This window comes from Sphingobium sp. (genome assembly GCA_023266575.1).
Classification (GTDB): domain Bacteria; phylum Pseudomonadota; class Alphaproteobacteria; order Sphingomonadales; family Sphingomonadaceae; genus Sphingobium.
On the sequence record JAHFPV010000003.1, the window covers coordinates 55,540 to 73,107 of the forward strand.

General features: G+C 64.8%; 16 protein-coding genes. 14 read left to right on the forward strand and 2 right to left on the reverse strand.

The genetic code is table 11. From position 1 onward, the window contains the following. The first annotated feature begins 2 nt into the window (after window positions 1-2). The gene (lysA, locus tag Q0D44_RS05040; protein ID WP_294133413.1) at window positions 3-1,268 is read left to right on the forward strand and encodes a diaminopimelate decarboxylase; all 1,266 of its coding nucleotides are present in this window, start codon (window positions 3-5) and stop codon (window positions 1,266-1,268) included. Beyond that, a complete protein-coding gene (locus tag Q0D44_RS05045; protein ID WP_294133416.1) occupies window positions 1,268-2,038 on the forward strand; it encodes a siroheme synthase in 771 nt (256 codons plus the stop codon). Before lysA ends, Q0D44_RS05045 begins: the two co-directional genes overlap by 1 nt. Window positions 2,039-2,049: 11 nt before the next feature. Here the strand turns inward: Q0D44_RS05045 and Q0D44_RS05050 are convergent, their stop codons facing one another. Beyond that, complete coding sequence (locus Q0D44_RS05050) at window positions 2,050-2,673, reverse strand: response regulator (RefSeq protein WP_294133419.1); 624 nt, start codon at window positions 2,671-2,673, stop codon at window positions 2,050-2,052. Between the two features lie 149 nt (window positions 2,674-2,822). Here Q0D44_RS05050 and Q0D44_RS05055 point away from each other — a divergent pair, with 149 nt between their 5' ends. The 4 genes from Q0D44_RS05055 to Q0D44_RS05070 all read left to right on the forward strand — a co-directional run bounded on the left by Q0D44_RS05055 (window position 2,823) and on the right by Q0D44_RS05070 (window position 5,334). Then, window positions 2,823-2,963, forward strand: coding sequence for a hypothetical protein (locus tag Q0D44_RS05055; RefSeq protein ID WP_294133423.1), 141 nt, complete (start codon window positions 2,823-2,825; stop codon window positions 2,961-2,963). Next, window positions 2,960-3,784, forward strand: a complete 825-nt coding sequence (locus Q0D44_RS05060; RefSeq protein ID WP_294133424.1) for a hypothetical protein — start codon at window positions 2,960-2,962, stop codon at window positions 3,782-3,784. The genes Q0D44_RS05055 and Q0D44_RS05060 overlap by 4 nt, the downstream gene beginning before the upstream one ends. Next, complete coding sequence (locus Q0D44_RS05065; protein WP_294133426.1) at window positions 3,772-4,671, forward strand: transposase; 900 nt, start codon at window positions 3,772-3,774, stop codon at window positions 4,669-4,671. The genes Q0D44_RS05060 and Q0D44_RS05065 overlap by 13 nt, the downstream gene beginning before the upstream one ends. A 66-nt stretch (window positions 4,672-4,737) precedes the next feature. After that, entirely contained in the window at window positions 4,738-5,334 is a 597-nt protein-coding gene (locus Q0D44_RS05070) for a winged helix-turn-helix domain-containing protein (RefSeq protein ID WP_294133428.1), read from the forward strand. On the opposite strand, the gene Q0D44_RS05075 is transcribed toward Q0D44_RS05070, so the two are convergent. Continuing rightward, window positions 5,289-5,960 carry a TetR/AcrR family transcriptional regulator gene (locus Q0D44_RS05075; protein ID WP_294133430.1) on the reverse strand — a complete coding sequence of 224 codons (672 nt, stop codon included), beginning with the start codon at window positions 5,958-5,960 and terminating at the stop codon, window positions 5,289-5,291. The two genes, Q0D44_RS05070 and Q0D44_RS05075, sit on opposite strands and share 46 nt — an antisense overlap. Before the next feature lie 89 nt (window positions 5,961-6,049). Here Q0D44_RS05075 and Q0D44_RS05080 point away from each other — a divergent pair, with 89 nt between their 5' ends. The 8 genes from Q0D44_RS05080 to nirB all read left to right on the forward strand — a co-directional run bounded on the left by Q0D44_RS05080 (window position 6,050) and on the right by nirB (window position 17,568). Continuing rightward, window positions 6,050-7,564, forward strand: coding sequence for an efflux transporter outer membrane subunit (locus Q0D44_RS05080; RefSeq protein WP_294133433.1), 1,515 nt, complete (start codon window positions 6,050-6,052; stop codon window positions 7,562-7,564). Continuing rightward, complete coding sequence (locus Q0D44_RS05085; protein WP_294133436.1) at window positions 7,557-8,693, forward strand: EmrA/EmrK family multidrug efflux transporter periplasmic adaptor subunit; 1,137 nt, start codon at window positions 7,557-7,559, stop codon at window positions 8,691-8,693. The genes Q0D44_RS05080 and Q0D44_RS05085 overlap by 8 nt, the downstream gene beginning before the upstream one ends. A gap of 11 nt (window positions 8,694-8,704) precedes the next feature. Further along, the gene (locus Q0D44_RS05090) at window positions 8,705-10,234 is read left to right on the forward strand and encodes a DHA2 family efflux MFS transporter permease subunit (RefSeq protein WP_294133439.1); all 1,530 of its coding nucleotides are present in this window, start codon (window positions 8,705-8,707) and stop codon (window positions 10,232-10,234) included. 47 nt (window positions 10,235-10,281) lie between these two features. Next, complete coding sequence (locus Q0D44_RS05095) at window positions 10,282-10,863, forward strand: ANTAR domain-containing protein (RefSeq protein WP_294133441.1); 582 nt, start codon at window positions 10,282-10,284, stop codon at window positions 10,861-10,863. Next, window positions 10,860-12,074 carry a CmpA/NrtA family ABC transporter substrate-binding protein gene (locus Q0D44_RS05100; RefSeq protein WP_294133444.1) on the forward strand — a complete coding sequence of 405 codons (1,215 nt, stop codon included), beginning with the start codon at window positions 10,860-10,862 and terminating at the stop codon, window positions 12,072-12,074. Before Q0D44_RS05095 ends, Q0D44_RS05100 begins: the two co-directional genes overlap by 4 nt. 214 nt (window positions 12,075-12,288) lie before the next feature. After that, window positions 12,289-13,533, forward strand: coding sequence for a nitrate/nitrite transporter (locus tag Q0D44_RS05105; RefSeq protein WP_294133448.1), 1,245 nt, complete (start codon window positions 12,289-12,291; stop codon window positions 13,531-13,533). 88 nt (window positions 13,534-13,621) lie between these two features. Next, the gene (locus tag Q0D44_RS05110) at window positions 13,622-14,842 is read left to right on the forward strand and encodes an alginate export family protein (RefSeq protein ID WP_294133451.1); all 1,221 of its coding nucleotides are present in this window, start codon (window positions 13,622-13,624) and stop codon (window positions 14,840-14,842) included. A 203-nt stretch (window positions 14,843-15,045) separates the two neighbouring features. Beyond that, window positions 15,046-17,568 (forward strand): nitrite reductase large subunit NirB, encoded by a 2,523-nt coding sequence (gene nirB / locus Q0D44_RS05115; protein ID WP_294133453.1) that lies wholly within the window; start codon window positions 15,046-15,048, stop codon window positions 17,566-17,568.

A 17,568-nucleotide genomic window follows, 5' to 3' on the forward strand; every position in this document is an offset into this window, starting at 1 on the left:
TTTTGGACCATTTCGACTATGTGGACGGTGCCATGCAGGTGGAGCAGGTGCCGATGGCGGCGATTGCCGATGCGGTCGGCACGCCGGTCTATGTCTATTCGACCGCGACGCTGACGCGCCATGTCAGCGTGTTTCGTGACGCGCTTTCGACCCTCGACAATCCGCTGATCGCCTTTGCGGTCAAGGCGAACCCGAATGCGGCGGTGCTGGCGACGCTGGCGAAACTGGGCCTGGGCGCGGACGTGGTGTCGGGCGGCGAATTGCTGCGCGCGATCGCTGCGGGGATACCGGCCGACCGCATCGTCTTTTCGGGCGTGGGCAAGACGGCTGAGGAAATGCGGTTGGCGCTGGACCATGGCATTTTCCAGTTCAATCTGGAAAGCGAACCGGAAGCGGAAATGCTGTCCGAAGTCGCGCTGTCGATGGGCAAGCGCGCGCCGGTGGCTTACCGGATCAACCCGGATGTGGACGCTGGCACTCATGCCAAGATTTCCACCGGCAAGTCGGAAAACAAATTCGGCATCCCCTATGACCGCGCGCTGGAAAGCTATGCCGCCGCGCGCGACCTGCCGGGGCTGGATGTGCAGGGTGTCGCGGTTCATATCGGTAGCCAGCTGACCGATCTCGCGCCGCTGGAGGCGGCCTTTACCAAGGTCGGCGCGCTGGTCGCGGCGTTGCGGGAGGCTGGGCATGATATTCGCACCGCCGATCTGGGCGGTGGCCTGGGTGTTCCCTATGACCCCGCTTTGCCGGTGCCGCCAAGCCCGGCGGCCTACGGCGAAATGGTGTGCCGGGTGACGCAGGGCTGGCCGGTGCGGCTGATGTTCGAGCCGGGCCGGGTGATCGTGGGCAATGCGGGCGCGCTGCTGTCGCGCGTGGTGCGGGTGAAGCAGGGCGCGCAGGCTCCGTTCGTCATTGTCGATGCGGCGATGAACGACCTGCTGCGCCCCAGCCTCTATGACGCCTGGCATGATATTCGCGCGGTGATCCCGGTGGGGCAGCGCGCGGCGGCCAATGTGGTGGGTCCGGTGTGCGAGACCGGCGATACTTTCGCCATGGGCCGTGACATGGATGTGGTGGCGGCGGGCGATCTGGTCGCCTTCATGACTGCGGGCGCTTATGGCGCGACTATGGCGGGGACATATAATAGCCGCCCGTTGACCCCTGAAGTGCTGGTGTCGGGCGACAAATGGGCGGTGGTGCGCGCGCGTCCGCCGATCGAGGCGCTGATCGCGGGCGACAGCATCCCCGACTGGCTGGCCGACTGATGCACAGCCTGCCCGTCTTTCTGCGCCTGACGGGCAGGCCGGTGATCCTGACCGGGGATGGCGAGGCGGCGGACGCCAAGCGCCGCCTGCTTGAGCGGGCGGGCGCAGTCATCGTGGGCGAGGAGGACAAGCGCGCGCGGATTGCTATCGTGTCCGACGGGGACGTGGCGACGGCGGAGCGGCTGCGGGCGCGGGGCGTGCTGGTCAATGCGACCGACAATCCCGACCTGTGCGATTTTACCCTGCCAGCCATCGTCGATCGTGACCCGGTGCTGATCGCTATCGGGACGGGCGGCGCATCGGCGGGACTGGCCAAGGCGTTGCGGCAAAGGCTGGAGGCGCTGTTACCTGCCCGGCTCGGTGAATTGGCGCAGGCGCTGTTTGCCGCGCGCGGGGCGATCAAGGCGCGCTGGGCGGACGCGGGGGCGCGGCGACGGGGGATTGACGCGGGGCTGGCGCCGGGCGGGACGATCGACCCGCTGCGCGCTGATGCGGTGGATGCGCTGGCTGGCTGGCTGGCGGCTGACGGACAGGTGGAAGGTTCGCGGCTGGTCGCGATTGCGTTGCTGTCGGGCGATCCCGACGATCTGACTTTGCGCGCGGCGCGGCTGCTGGGGGAGGCGGATCGCATCTATCACCCGGCGTCGGTGCCAGCGGTGATCCTCGACCGGGCGCGGGCTGATGCCGCGCGGATCGTCGCGGATGTGCCGCCTGATGATCCGTGCGAGGGGCTGTCGCTCTGGGTGACGTTGGACGGGTCGATGGCCTGACGGTGGGTGATTCAGCCCTGCTGCGCGCTCAGTCGTTCGACTTCATCATGCAGCGCCTGGATGGACGAGACCAGGCGGGCGCGGTCGGCCTGGAGTTCGCGCAGGGTTTCGCGGGTTTCGCCCAGTTCCACGGCGCGGCGCGCAATGCGGGCGTCGAGTTCGGCATTGTGGCGGGTGAGCGTACCCAGCGTTTCGGCGCGCTGGCAAAGATGGCGCATACGGGCGTCCAGCACGTCGAAATCAAAGGGTTTGACGACATGGTCATCGGCCCCGGCATCCAGCGCCTCCACCGTCGACTGGCTGTCGAGCCGCCCGGTGAGCATGACGAAACAGGCGGATAGGGCCAGGTTCGCGGCGCGGATTTTCTTCATCGTCGCGACGGCGGGCAGCATCGTCAGCCCCATGTCGATCAGAATGATGTCGGCGGGGCGCGTCACCAGCAGGTTGACCGCGACAAAGCCGTTTTCCGCCAGCGCGACATCATAGTTGAGGTGCGACAGGCGGCGGGCGACGACGGCGCGCGCGGTGGGATTTTCATCGATCAGCAGCACGCGCAGGCGGCGTTGGGGGCGGGCGATCTCGCTCATGTCCTGATCTTCAGGCCGACGGCTGCGATTGCGCTTGAAGATCTGCATGGCTCCACCCTTTTGCTGCGCTCCAAAGGATAGGATTGCCGCGCAAAGAAATGGTTAACGGAGGGTAGCCACGATTAAATTCATTTAATTGGTTCGATGCGCGCGTGCGCCATAGCCTCCCCTTTGCGACCCACAGAAGGAGGATGCTTATGCCACAGACCGTGCCGCAACTGGCCATTGACGACATTGTCGACCTGCCCGCCGGGGCCAGCCTGTTCGGGTTGCAGGATGGCGATGTGCTGGACATCAGCCTGATGGATATTGTGATCGCGATCATCGACCAGCCGTGACGCCAGGGGCGTTGGGGGCGGCGCTGGGGCAGGCGGTGGCGGCGGCCCAGGATGCGCCGTTCGGCCGGGCACTGGCGCTGATCCGGCCATTTCTGCACGATATAGGCTGGTTTACCGATCTGCTGGCACAGGGCTGCGCGGCGATGACCGCCGATCCCATGCACCTGCCCGGCTTTCGCGCGAGCCGCAGCGGTGCGGCCCGGCATCTGGTGCTGGCGCGAACCGAGCGGATCTGGCTGTCGGCGACGGTGATCGACCCGGTCAAGCAAGCGGGTTCGCGGGTGCATTTTTCCGGTCGCCATATGCTCTGCCGCCCGCTTAATCGCGCGCTGCGGGGTGAGGGGTTCCGGCTGGAGGGAGAGCGGGCGGTGCCGACCGGGCCGCGTCATTGCGCGGTGGGCGATGTGCTGGAACTGGACGAGCGGCGTGAGACGCTGCGCATCCTGCCGGACGACGCGCCGCTGATGCTGTTGCGGGCGCAGATTGCGGGGCGAGGCCCGGTCTGTTCGCGCATATATGAGTCCGCAACCGGCGCGCTGGTGGCGCGGGCGGAGGCGGATGAGGGCCATGCCCGCGCGCTGATGCTGCTGTCGCTGCTGCGAGTGCAGGGGCGTAGCGATGCGGCGGCGCAGTTTGTTCAGGCGCTCGACACGCCGCTTGCCCCGCAGCGCTGGGCGGTGATGCGCGAATATCTGGCGCTCGATACGGCAAGCGCTTTGCCTGCGTTGCGCGCGATGGCGCAGGCGGAAAGCGACGCGGCGGTGCGGGCGCTGGCGGCGCGGACGCTGGCGCAGATCGGGGCTGTGCCATGCCCCGCCTGATCGAACCGGCACCGGATGACAATGTCATCGACCTCGATGCGCTGGTCGACTGGTGCGAGAGTGCGGCCTTCGATCCCGGCTGCGAGGAAGGGCTGGCCGCTGCCGCGCCGATGCTGCGGGCGTTGGGACGCAACCGCGATTTCCTGGCAGACTTCGCCATCGCCGAACTCAAGACGCGCTGCGCGGGTCAGCGGCAGGCCAATCCCTATTCGGCGCAGGTCATGCTGCTTCGCCCTCCCAGGGGCAAATATGTGCTGCGTGCCGCCTTCTGGCCCGCCGAGCGCGACCATGTGGTGCGGATGAGTGGTCCTGCCCCCTTCCTCTATCATGTGCCGCATGATCATGGTTTTGACTTTCTGACCATCGGCTATCTGGGACCGGGCTATGGCTCGGACTATTATGCCTATGACGGCGATGTCGCGGGCGCGGCGGGAGAGGTGGTGGCGCTACGTTTCGTGGAGCGAAGCCATTTGTCGCAGGGGCGGATGCTGCTCTACCGCGCCAATCGCGACATTCATGCGCAAGTGCCGCCCGATTCCCTGTCGGTCTCGCTCAACATATTGGCCAGCGCGCCCGATCAGGGCTGGCGGCGGCAATATCGGTTCGACACTGTTCGCAGCACGATCGCCGAATGTATGACCGTGGCCAGCGCGCAATTGCTGCTGGAACTGGCGGTGGGGTGCGGCAGCGGCAATGCGATCGACCTGGCCCAGGATTTCGTCGCGCGCCATCCTGCCGACGCGATGCGGCGGACGGCGTGGGATGCGATCGGCACCGGGCTGACCGGCGTGGCGCGACTGGCGCATTGGGAATCGGGTGCGCGCAGCAGCAGCCCGCTGATCCGGTTCGCCAGTGAAGCGGCGCTGCAATCTGTCCACAATGGATAGGGATTGGCTTGTCTTTGCGCTGTGTCGGCGTTCGGATGCAGCGGGTCAGTTATTGGTGGATGACGGGTGGGCAGGCGGGTCGATTGTCACGGATTGGGCAGTGATTTCGCACCGCTGGCACGGGCGCTGAGCGCGCGCGGCTTCGATCTGGCGATGCAGGGGGCGGGCGGCGATCCGCCACGGGTCAGCATCAGCGATGCGACGATCCTCTGGCAGGGCGTGGACGATCCCGCCGCCCGCGCCCGCGCGCTGGAGGGGGGCGCGCAGGATGTTGTCGGCCCGTGGATGCATGAGGGGGAAGCAGTGGCGCGGATCATCCGGCTGGCCCGCGACGACCAGCCCCGCTTGCGGGTGGGCGACCTGCTGATCCATCTGGTCGACCGGCAAGTCGAACGGGCGGGCCGGGCGATCCCGCTGTTGGCGCGCGAATATGCGCTGCTGCTGCATCTGGCGCGGCAGCCGGGGGAGGCGGTCAGCCGCGACGCGCTATTACGCGCGGTATGGCGGCTGGAATTTGATCCCGGCACAAACAGTGTCGAGGTGCATATGTCGCGTCTGCGCGCCAAGATCGACCGGGGGCATGACTGGCCGCTGCTGCGGACGGTCAGGGGGCGGGGCTATGCGCTTTGCCCGGCTGGTGGTGGCGCGCCGTCCGGGGCGTAGGCGCGCAGGAACAGATCGACCGCCAGCATGACATCTGCGTGCATCGCATCCGGCAATGGCTGGGCAATCTGTCCGAGCATTAATTGCTGATGACTGCCTGCCATGGTCAGGGCCATCAGCGTGCGCGCAGCGTCGGCTGGATCAGCCTGTCTGAGCTGGCCGCGATCCATCGCGCCTTGAATGAAGTCAGCGAGCAGGGCGCGTGTGTGTCGCGGCGCAAGCTCGAAGAAAATCCGGCTGAGTTCGGGAAATCGCGCGCCCTCTGCATAGATCAGCCGGTGCAAGGCGATGGCTTGTGCGGAGCAGACCTTGTCGAGCAGACTGCGGCAGGCGCGCAGCAGCGTTGGCTCCAGCAGGCCGCACGGATCGAGGATTTGCGAGAGTTGCACGCGATAGGCAGTGGCCACCCGATCAAGGACGGCAGAAAATAGCTCTTCCTTTGACGGGAAGTGATTCCACAGCGTCCCCTTGGACCCGCCCAGCGCCGCTGCGATGCCCGACATGGTCGTCCCGGCATAGCCATGTTCCAGGAAATATCCTTCTGCAACCATAAGGATAGCGTCACGCCGGTCCAGTCGACGCGCTTCCCTTCGGCTGGGGGGAGAGGATGTATCCAGACATGTCATTAAACCGTACCATAGAGTATGGTAATTTTGTTGACAAGGCCTCGCAACGGCGGCAATGGCAGTTTTCATACTGGATGGTACGGTTTGTCATGTCGGTGAGTCGCCTGTTTCCCCCCCAACGCTTACTGGTTCCGGTGAGCGCCCTGACGCTGCTGTCGGCGTGCGCGGCTGTGCCTGATCTTGGTCCCGCGCCTGCGATCCGCACGGCGCAGAGCGTTGCGGCGCAGGACAGTCTGCGCGCGCCCGACGCGGCCTGGCCGGGCGAGGGCTGGTGGACCGCCTATGGCGACCCGCAATTGACCGCGCTGATAGAGGAAGGGCTGGCCAACGCGCCCGACATGGCGATTGCCGCCGCCCGCTTCGCGCAAGCGCAGGGCATGGCGCAACAGGCGGGCGCTGCGCTGCTGCCGTCGGTCGATCTGGACGCCAAGACGGGGACCACCAAGCAAAGCTACACTATGGGGCAACCCAAGGAATTTATTCCGCAGGGCTGGCTCGGCACTGGTCAGGTGGCGCTCAATCTGGGCTTCGACCTTGATCTGTGGGGCCGGAACAAGGCCGCGCTGGCCGCCGCCACGTCGCAGGCGCGCGCGGCGCAGTTGGATGCGCAGCAGGCGCGGCTGGCGCTGACCACGGGGATTGCCGACGCCTATGCCGATCTGGCGCGGCTGTATGACGAAGCCGAATTGCAACAACGCACGCTCGATATCCGGGTTGCCAGCCAGAAGCTGGTCGCCGATCGCAGCCGCAATGGCCTTGAAACGCGCGGCAATCTGCGCCAGTCGGACGCGACCGTTGCGGCGGCGCGGGCGCAGCTGGCGGGCGCGCGAATGGCGATTGCGCTGCGCCAGCATCAGATTGCCGCGCTGGTCGGGGCCGGGCCGGATCGTGGCCTGGCGATCACCCGCCCGCCCAAGGGCCGCTTGATGCCGGTCGGCCTGCCCGCCGATGTCACCACCAATCTGGTCGCCCGCCGCCCGGACATTGCCGCCGCGCTGGCCCGGACGGAAGCCGCAGCTAAACAGGTCAAGGTCGCCCGCGCCGATTTCTACCCGGCGGTGCGGCTGAGCGCGCTGATCGGGGTCCAGTCGCTGGGTTACAACACTATGTTTAACGGCACCGGCGTCAACGGATCGGCCAAACCCTTCTATAACAGCCTGTTCGACAAGGATTCGCTGTTCGGCAGCGCCGGTCCTGCGATCAGCCTGCCGATATTCCATGGCGGCGCGTTGCAGGGACAGTATCGCGGCGCGCGCGCCAGCTATGACGAGGCGGTGGCCAATTATGACAAGAGTGTGCTGGCCGCCTATCGCGACGTCGCCGATGCGCTGACCAGCCGCTGCACGCTCGACGATCGGCTGGTGGACGCCCGCGCGGCGCTGGCGGCGTCGCAGGACGCCTATGGCATTGCGCGCAAACGCTATGATGGTGGTCTGTCCACCTATCTCGACGTGCTGAATGTCGAGGATCAGCTGATCGCTGCGCGCCGGTCCGTTTCCGCGCTGGAGGCCAGCGCCTTTTCGCTCGATATTGCCCTGATCCGTGCGCTGGGTGGCGGTTTCGTCGCCAGCGCCACCCTGCCCAAGGACGCTGCGCATGGCTGATGCCGCCCCCGAATTATCCGACACGCAACAGGCGGATCGCGCGACCGCGCGCAAGACCTGGCTGACCCGGCTGGCGTTGGCGGTGATCGTGCTGGGGCTGCTGTGGGCGGCATGGTATCTGCTGATCGGGCGCAACCATGTCAGCACGGACAATGCCTATGTGAACGCGGAAATGGCGCAGGTGACGCCGCTGATCTCCGCGCAGGTGACGCAGGTGCTGGTCAGCGATACCCAGGCGGTGAAGCGTGGTGACGTGCTGGTGCGGCTCGACCCGACCAATGCGCGCATCGCCATTGCCCAGGCACAGGCCGATCTGGCCGAAGCGCGCCGGAAATTTCGCCAGAGCAGCGCGACCAGCAATGCGCTGGAAGCGCAGGTCGATGCACGCGGCGCGGACATTGCACAGGCGCGCGCCCAGCTGGCGACGGCACAGGCCAATGTCGACAAGGCGCGGATCGACCTGCAACGGCGCGAGGCGCTGGTGGGCGAAGGCGCGGTGTCGGGCGATGAAGTGACCAGCGCGCGCACCGCCTATGCCGCCGCGCGCGCCGCGCTGGACCTTGCCCGCGCGGGCGTCACCACGGCGCAGGCGACGCGCAGCGCGGCGAGCGGGCAGCTGGCCGCCAATGATGCGCTGGTCAGCGGATCGAGCGTTGATACCGATCCGGGCGTGATGGTGGCGCAGGCCAAGCTGGACGCGGCCAAGCTGGACCTGGACCGCACGGTGATCCGCGCGCCGATCGACGGTGTCATCACCAAGCGGCAGGTGCAGGTCGGCCAGCGCGTCGCGCAGGGCAGCCCGATCATGACGATCGTGCCGCTGGCGCAGGCCTATGTCGACGCCAATTTCAAGGAACGCCAGCTGCGCCAGGTGAAGGTGGGGATGCCTGCCACGGTGATCGCTGACATTTACGGCAGCGATGTCGTCTATCATGGCAAGGTGGTGGGCTTTTCCGGCGGGACCGGATCGTCGCTCTCGCTGATCCCGGCGCAAAATGCGACCGGCAACTGGATCAAGGTCGTCCAGCGCCTGCCCGTCCGCATCGCGCTGGACCCCAAGGAACTGGCCGCCCACCCGTTGCGTGTCGGCTTTTCGACGGAGGTCGAGATCGACCTTTCGCGTCACTGAAGGGCCGGATCGTGAGCGGCGAGGATAATATCTTTAACCGGCTGACGCCGCGCCAGCGCACACTGGCCGGGCTGGTACTGGCGCTCAGCAATTTCATGGTCGTCCTTGACCTGACCATCGCCAATGTGTCCGTGCCGCATATCGCCGGCAATCTGGGCATCACCCCCGATCAGGGGACGTGGATCATCACATCCTACGCGGTCGCCGAAGCGATTTGCGTGCCGCTGACCGGCTGGCTGGCGCAGCGCTTTGGCGTGGTAAAGATGTTCATCTGGGCGATGATCGGCTTTGGCCTGTTTTCCGTGCTGTGCGGCCTGTCCATGTCGCTCAGCATGATCGTCGTCTGCCGCATCGGCCAGGGGCTGTGCGGTGGGCCGATCATGCCGATGTCGCAGACGCTGATGCTGCGCGTCTTTCCGCCCGAACGGCGCGCGCGGGCGATGGGCCTGTGGGCGATGACGACGCTGCTGGGACCGGCGATGGGACCGATTATCGGGGGCTATATCAGCGACAATTGGAGCTGGCACTGGATCTTCTTCATCAACCTGCCGATCGCTGTCCTGTGCGTGTTCGCGGCGATGGCGCTGCTGCGCCCAGTTGAAACGGAAACGGCGCGGGTGCCGATAGACAAGGTTGGGTTGGGTTTGCTGGTTTTCTGGATCGGCTGCCTTCAGATCATGCTCGATCTTGGCCGTGACCATGACTGGTTTGCCGATCCGCTGATCGTCATACTGGCGATTCTCGCGCTGATCGGCTTCCTGGCCTTCATCATCTGGGAATTGACGGAGGTGCACCCGATCGTCGATCTGCGGGTGTTCCGTCATATCGGCTTTACCACCGGGGTGCTGTCGCTGGCGCTGTGCTTTGGTGCCTATTTTTCCGGCATCGTCGTCATCCCGCAATGGCTCCAGTCGTCCATGGGCTATACCGCGACCTGGGCTGGCATCGTCACTGCCTTCACCGCGATGGCCGCGTTGATGAGCGCGCCGATCGCCGCCAGGATGATGGGCCGAGTCGATCCGCGCTTCATGATTTCGGGTGCGGTGTTGTGGCTGGGCCTGATGACCCTGTGGCGCGCGCACTGGACCAGCTCGGTCGATTTCTGGACGATGGCCGCACCCCAGTTCATCCAGGGGTTCGCCATGCCCTTCTTCATGATCCCGCTGACGACGCTGACGTTGGGGTCGGTGCGGCCGGAAGAGACAGCCTCCGCGGCGGGCCTTCAGAATTTCCTGCGCACCATGGCGCTGGCGATTGCGACATCGCTGGTGCTGACCGGCTGGGGCGATGGCCAGCGTGTATCGCGCAATGAGCTGGCGGGCGCGCTCCAGCCCGCCGACACGCAATCGGCGCTGGCCAATATCGGCATGTCGGCCGACCAGGCGCGGCAGGTCATATCGAACATCGTTGATCAGGAAGCGCTGGCGATTGCTGTCGATTATATATTCTTCATATCGGCCATTATCCTGTTCGTGGCCGCCGCCGTGGTCTGGCTGGCACCGCGCCCGCGCGCCGATGTGGACACGTCAGCGGCGCATTGACGCGGCGCAGCATCGCGGCCACTTAAGGCGCGAAGAGGCGGGGACAGATGCGAATCGTCATCATCGATGACAGTGGATTGCGGGCCAGCGTCTTGGAAGAGGGGCTGCATGAGGCGGGCTATGACGATATTCATATCGTCCCGCCGCGTGGCGGCTTTGTCGCGCGCCTCGAACGCATGGCCCCCGATGTCGTACTGATGGACCTGGGCAGCCCCAGCCGCGATACGCTGGAGGAAATGCTGACGGTCAGCCGCGCGCTGGCCCGGCCGATCGCCATGTTCGTGGACCAGTCGGACGAGGCGATGATCGGCGCGGCGATCGACGCAGGCGTGTCCGCCTATGTCGTCGATGGATTGCGCAAGGAACGGGTCAAGCCGGTGCTGGAACTGGCGGTGCGGCGTTTCAACGCTTTTGCCAAGATCCAGAGCGAACTGGATGAAGCCCGTAGTGCGTTATCCGACCGCAAGGTTATCGACCGGGCCAAGTCCATCCTGATGAACCAGCGATCGTTGAGTGAACAGGATGCCTATGCGCTGCTGCGGACGGCGGCGATGAACCAGGGCAAGAAGATTGTGGAAGTGGCGCAGGCGCTGATCACCGCCAGCGACCTGTTGGGAGGGGGATTATGACGATAGGGTTGCGCATCGCCTTCCTGCCGCTGACCGATGCTGCCGTTCTGGTGGCGGCGCGGGAGCGGGGTTTTGCCGAGGAAGAGGGGATCGCCCTTGATCTGGTGCGCACCACCAGTTGGGCGACGCTGCGCGACCGGTTGGTCTATGGCCAGGTGCAGGGCGCGCATATGTTGGCGCCGCTGGCTGTCGCGGTAACATTGGGGCTGAGCCAGCAGCCAGCGCCTTTGGCCGCGCCCTACAAGCTGAACGTCAACGGCAATATGCTGGTGATGGCGTGCGATTTTGCTAAGGCGCTGGAGCCGGTCATCGCCAACCGACTGGCCGATCCGCTGGGCACCGCGCATGATTTTGCCGCCGCGATCGGCCTGTGGCGACGCAAGCCGGTGATCGGCGTGGTCCATCGCTTTTCCGGCCATGCGATCATGCTGCGTTACTGGCTGGCGAGTGCGGGCGTGGACCCGGACCGCGACGTCGTGCTGCGCGTGCTGCCGCCATCGCTGACGGTCGAGGCGATGCACGCGGGCGAGATTGACGGCTTCATCGCGGGCGAACCCTGGGGCAGCGCGGCGGTGGAGGCTGGTTTGGCGGAAGCCGTGGCGATCGGCGAGCGGATATGGCGGCGCGGGGTCGAAAAGGTGCTGGCTTTCCGCGAATCCTGGCTGGAGGAAAATCCGCAAGCCGTCGACCGGCTGCTGCGCGCGCTGGTGCGGGCGGCGGCGTGGTGCGATGACCCGGCGCACAGGGATGACCTTGCCAACCTGCTCGCCCGCCCGGATTATGTCGATCAGCCTGCCTATCTGATTGAACGCGCGCTGTCGGGCGGCATTGTCGCGCGGGCGGGGGAACCGCCGATCGTCAGCCCGGATTTCATGCTGTTCGGACGGGAGGCGACGCCCTTTCCGTGGCGCAGTCAGGCGCTGTGGATCTATTCGCAACTGGTGCTTTGGGGTATGGTCGATCACGATCCGGCGACAGCGACACGCGCCGGGGCGGTGTTCCGTCCCGACATATTCCGCCGCGCACTGGCCGACAGCAATGTGCCGATGCCCGGTGCCAGCATGAAGCTGGAAGGGGCAGTCGCCTCTCCATTGGCGGTCGGATCACGCCGGGGCGAACTGACGCTGGGACCGGACAGCTTCTTTGACAAGCGGGTGTTTGACCCGGAACGAATCGAAGAGTTTTTGGCAGGATTTGCGCCGCTACGTTGATTTGGCGGGAAAAATTGTGCCTTGCAACATGACGCGAATCGCGAGATAAGACATGTAACCGCGCGACGATGCGCGTTTGACAGGAATGCGCCATCCCAAGGTCGGGACCGTCATTCCGACCTATCATACAGCAAAGCCGCTGACCGGACTCCCCATCGGGTGATGTCCGGCCTGCGGCTTTTTTTGTTCATTTTCGAGTCTGGGATGACCTATCATGGCAACTGCTTATTGGGATGGCGACAAGGAGGGTGAACTGGCCCCCGCCACGACCAGCTTCTGGAAGGCCGGCCATACGCCGACGCTGATTGCGGCCTTTCTCTATTTCGACCTGGCCTTCATGGTGTGGGTGCTGTTGGGGCCGCTAGCCCCGATGATCGCCAAGACGCTGATGCTGACCCCGGCCGAAAAGGGGCTAATGGTCGCCACGCCCACGCTGATGGGCGCGCTGCTGCGCGTCGTCAACGGGCTGCTGGTCGACCGCATTGGTCCCAAATTGTCGGGTGCGATCAGTCAGGTCATCGTCATCATCGGCCTGTTCACCGCCTGGGCCATGGGCATCGACAGTTTTGAAGGCACGCTGGCGCTGGGCGTCGTGCTGGGCTTTGCAGGCGCAAGCTTCGCGATCGCGCTGCCGCTCGCCAGCCGCTGGTATCCCGCCGAGCATCAGGGCAAGGCGATGGGCCTGGCGGGCATGGGCAATTCGGGCACGGTGCTGGCCGCCCTGTTCGCGCCGGGTCTGGCCAAATTGTTCGGCTGGAACGCGGTGCTGGGCCTCGCCTGCATCCCGCTCAGCATCGTGTTCGTCATCTATATGATCATGGCGAAGGATGCGCCCAACGCGCCGCCGCCCAAGAAGATGATCGATTATTTCGAGCCGCTCAAGCAGGCGGATGCCTGGCTGCTGATGGCCTTTTATGCCGTCACTTTCGGCGGTTTCGTTGGCCTTGCCGCCAGCCTGCCGATCTATTTCACCGATCAGTTCGGCCTGACCCCGGTGATGGCGGGCTATTGCACAGCGGGCTGCGTGTTCGCCGGGTCGCTGGTCCGTCCGATGGGCGGGGCGCTGGCCGACAAGATTGGCGGCGTGAAGGCGCTGATGATCGTCTATGTCGTGGCCGCGATTGCGCTGGCCGGTGTTGCTTTCGCCACCACGCTAGCTTCTGCGCTTGGCCTCTTCGTCCTCGCCATGCTGGCGCTGGGCACTGGCAACGGGTCGGTGTTCCAGCTGGTGCCGCAGCGGTTCCAGGCGGAAATCGGCGTGATGACCGGCCTGGTTGGCATGGCGGGCGGCATTGGCGGCTTCTATCTCGCCAGTTCGCTGGGCTTTGCCAAGCAACTTACTGGCAGCTTTTCGGCCGGGTTCCTGATTTTCGCCGGGCTGGCGGTCATCGCTTTTGTGGGACTTGCGATGGTCAAGGCCCGGTGGCGCGCGACCTGGAGCACGGGCGCGCGCATCTGATTGGAGTTTGGAGGGGCGGGGGCGGACCTTTACAGCAAGGCCGCCTCCTTAAATTGGTCGCAACATCATCCGAGGGGGGATGACTATCATGAAATATCTATACGCAACGGCGGCCACATTGGTCGCCGCAGGGACCGCCATGTCCACGGCCCAGGCCCAGGACATCAAGCTCAAGCCAGTGGCCGAAGCGCGGTTGCGCTACGAACATGCCGATCAGGACGGGCTGGCGACGGAAAAGTCCGACGCGCTGACCATCCGCGCCCGCGCCGGGCTGGTCGCGACCAGCGGGGCTTTGAGCGCCACGGTGATCGGGCAGGGCAATCTGGCGGTGGTCGACAAATATTTTGACGGGCTGAACGGGGCCGCGACCCGGCCGATTGTCGCCGATCCTGAAAATATCGCGCTCTATATCGCGCAGCTCCAGTACAAGACCAAGATGGTCACGCTGACTGGTGGCCGGCAGAAGATCGCGTTGGATGACGAACGGTTTGTCGGCAATGTCGCCTTCCGCAACAATGGCCAGACGTTCGACGCGGTGCGGATGGAACTCACCCCGGCCAAAGGGCTGAAACTGGACGTTTCCTATGCGTGGAGCGTGCGCACCATCTGGGGTTTTCAGGGTAAGGGCGCGCGGCAGCAGGCGGTGAGCGGCGACAATATTTTCGCCAACCTCTCTTATGTCACGCCGGTCGGTACGCTCACGGGCTTTGCCTATCTGGTCGATCAGGATGAAGCGGCGATGCAGGCCTACCGCCTGTCGAGCCAGACCTATGGTGTGCGGCTGGCCGGGACGCAGCCTTTGTCCAAGGCGGCGAAACTCTCCTATCAACTGAGCTACGCCAGGCAGGCCGACCATCATGCCAACCCCAATAATTACAGCGCGGATTATTGGCTGGCGGACGCGACGTTGGACGTGAAGGGCTGGAAACTCAACGCCGGTTACGAAGTGCTGGGCGCCAGCAGCGGCGCGGCCTTCACCAGTTTCCAGACGCCGCTCGGCACCAATTTCAAGTTTCAGGGCTGGGCCGACAAATTCCTGACGACGCCGGGCAACGGCATCCGCGACCTTTATGTCGGCGGTGGCTATGGCTGGAAACAGCTGGGTCCGCTGTCCGGCGTGGCGCTGATGGCTGTCTGGCATCGGTTCGACAGCGACCGGCTGGACCAGCATTATGGCGATGAAATCAACCTTATCGCATCGGCGAAGGTGAAGAAGACGGCGCTGTCCGTCCGCTACGCCAAATATGACGCCAAGACGATGGCCACGGACACGCAGAAATTGTGGCTTCAGGCCGACTGGGCCTATTGATCGATCACGAACGGAATCGCTTGAGCCGTCAGGCGATTCCGTTTATGGTGCATTGCAAGAGGGCGATGTTGCCCTTCCAACCATAGCCGAAGCGATCCACGGACGGATCGGCAAGGCGACTATGATGGCAAAGCCGCCATCCTGACTTTCGGTTCTCACCGGGGGTCAGGATGGCGGCTTTTTTGTTTTCCGGAGTGACGAGGATGGAATTTCAGGACGGATTGAGTCCGGTAACGGACAGCGAGGAGGAAATCCTTGTCCCGGCCGATGACGTGCGCGAACATCTGGTGGTGGTCGGCAACGGTATGGCCGGGTGCCGCGCGGTCGAGGAATTGCTGGCGCGCGATGCCGGGCGGTATCGTGTCACCATCTTCGGGGCCGAACCGCATGTGAATTATAACCGGATCATGCTGTCCCCAGTGCTGGCGGGCGAAAAGACGTTCGATGACATCATCATCAATGACCGCGCCTGGTATGATGATAATGGCATCACGCTGATCACGTCCGATCCGGTGTCGGCGATCGACCGCACGCACAAGAGTGTCACGAGCCAATCGGGTCGCACCATCGGCTATGACAAGCTGCTGATCGCCACGGGGTCCGACCCGTTCATCATCCCTGTTCCCGGCAAGGATTTGCCCGGCGTCATCAGCTTCCGCGACATGAAAGATGTCGATGTGATGCTGGCGGCGGCTGAGGCGGGCAAGGCCATTGGCGGTGGTGAAGCCGTGGTGATCGGTGGCGGGCTGCTGGGGCTGGAAGCGGCGCATGGCCTGACCCTGCGCGGCATGAAGGTGACGGTGCTGCACATCATGCCCACGCTGATGGAGCGGCAGCTTGATGAAGCCGCCGCCTGGCTGCTCAAGAGCGCGCTGGAAGGGCGGGGCCAGACGATCCTGACCGGTGCCGACACCGCCGAGATTTACGGCGAAGGCAAGGTTGAAGGCGTGCGCCTGAAGGATGGCACGCAAATCCCGGCCAGCCTGGTGGTGATGGCGGTGGGCATCCGCCCGTCGGTCGCGCTGGCGCGCGAGGCGGGTCTGGATGTCGGACGCGGCATCAAGGTCGACGACCATATGGTCACCAGCGATGCGGACATATTGGCCGTGGGCGAATGCGTTGAGCATGACGGCAATGTCTATGGCTTGGTCGCGCCGCTGTGGGACATGTGTCGCAGCCTGGCCGATGGCCTGACCGACCGGCACACAGGCTATAAGGGCAGCGTCACCTCGACCAAGCTGAAGGTCGCTGGTCTGGACGTCTTTTCCGCAGGGGACTTTTCCGGCGGTGAAGGCTGCGAGGACATCGTCCTGCGCGATGCGTCGCGCGGCGTGTACAAGCGGGTCGTGGTGAAGGACGACAGGGTCGTCGGCGCGGTCCTCTATGGCGATACGGCTGATGGCGGTTGGTATTTCGACCTTTTGAAGCGCGGCGAAAATGTCGCCGACATTCGCGACCTTTTGATCTTCGGCCAAGCCTTCGCCTCTGGAGGAGGCGCTATGGACCCTAAGGCGGCCGTTGCAGCGCTCTCGGACGATGCCGAGATTTGCGGCTGCAACGGCGTTTCCAAGGGGCAGGTTGTCGCCTGCATCGAAAAGGGGGCGTGCAGCCTGGACGCGGTGCGCGCGGGCTGCAAGGCATCGGCGAGCTGCGGCAGCTGCACGGGTCTTGTGGAAAATATCCTGGCGTTGACGCTGGGCGACGATGTCCAGTCCGGTCCCAGGACGATGTGCAAATGCACCAGTTTCGGCCATGACGATGTCCGCCGCGAAATCGTGGCGCAGGACATGCGCTCCATCCCCGAAGTGATGCAGAAGCTGCACTGGTCCACGCCCGATGGCTGTTCCTCCTGCCGCCCGGCGCTCAATTATTATCTGCTGTGCGCGCTGCCCGGCGTCTATGTCGATGACCAGCAGAGCCGCTTCGTCAATGAACGGATGCACGCCAATATCCAGAAGGATGGCACTTATTCGGTCGTCCCGCGCATGTGGGGTGGCCTGACCAACCCGCGCGAATTGCGCGCGATCGCCGATGTGGTGGAGAAATATGACGCGCCGATGGTCAAGGTCACCGGCGGTCAGCGGCTCGACATTTTCGGCATCAAGAAGGAGGATCTGCCCGCCGTCTGGGCGGAACTGAACGCGGCGGGCATGGTGTCCGGCCACGCCTATGGCAAGTCGCTGCGGACGGTCAAAACCTGTGTCGGGTCCGAATGGTGCCGCTTTGGCACGCAGGATTCGACCGGCCTTGGCGTCAAGACTGAGCGGATGACCTGGGGATCGTGGATGCCGCACAAGTTCAAGATTGCGGTATCGGGCTGCCCGCGCAATTGCGCGGAAGCGACGATCAAGGATTTCGGCGTGGTCTGCGTCGATTCCGGCTATGAGCTGCATGTCGGCGGCAATGGCGGCATCCATGTCCGCGTCACCGACCTGCTGTGCAAGGTCGCGACCGAGCAGGAAGCGCTCGATTATTGCGCGGCCTTCACCCAGCTCTATCGCGAGGAAGCCCGTTATCTGGAACGGACAGCGCCGTGGATCGAGCGGGTCGGCGTCGACTATGTGAAGCAGCGCATCGTCGAGGATGATGCCGGTCGCGAAGCGCTGCGCGCCCGATTCCTGTTTTCGCAGCAGTTCATGCAGGACGATCCCTGGGCGGAGCGGGCGGCGGGCGCGAACAGCGACCTGCACCAGCATCTCGACCCCATCTCCATCGCGGCGGAGTGA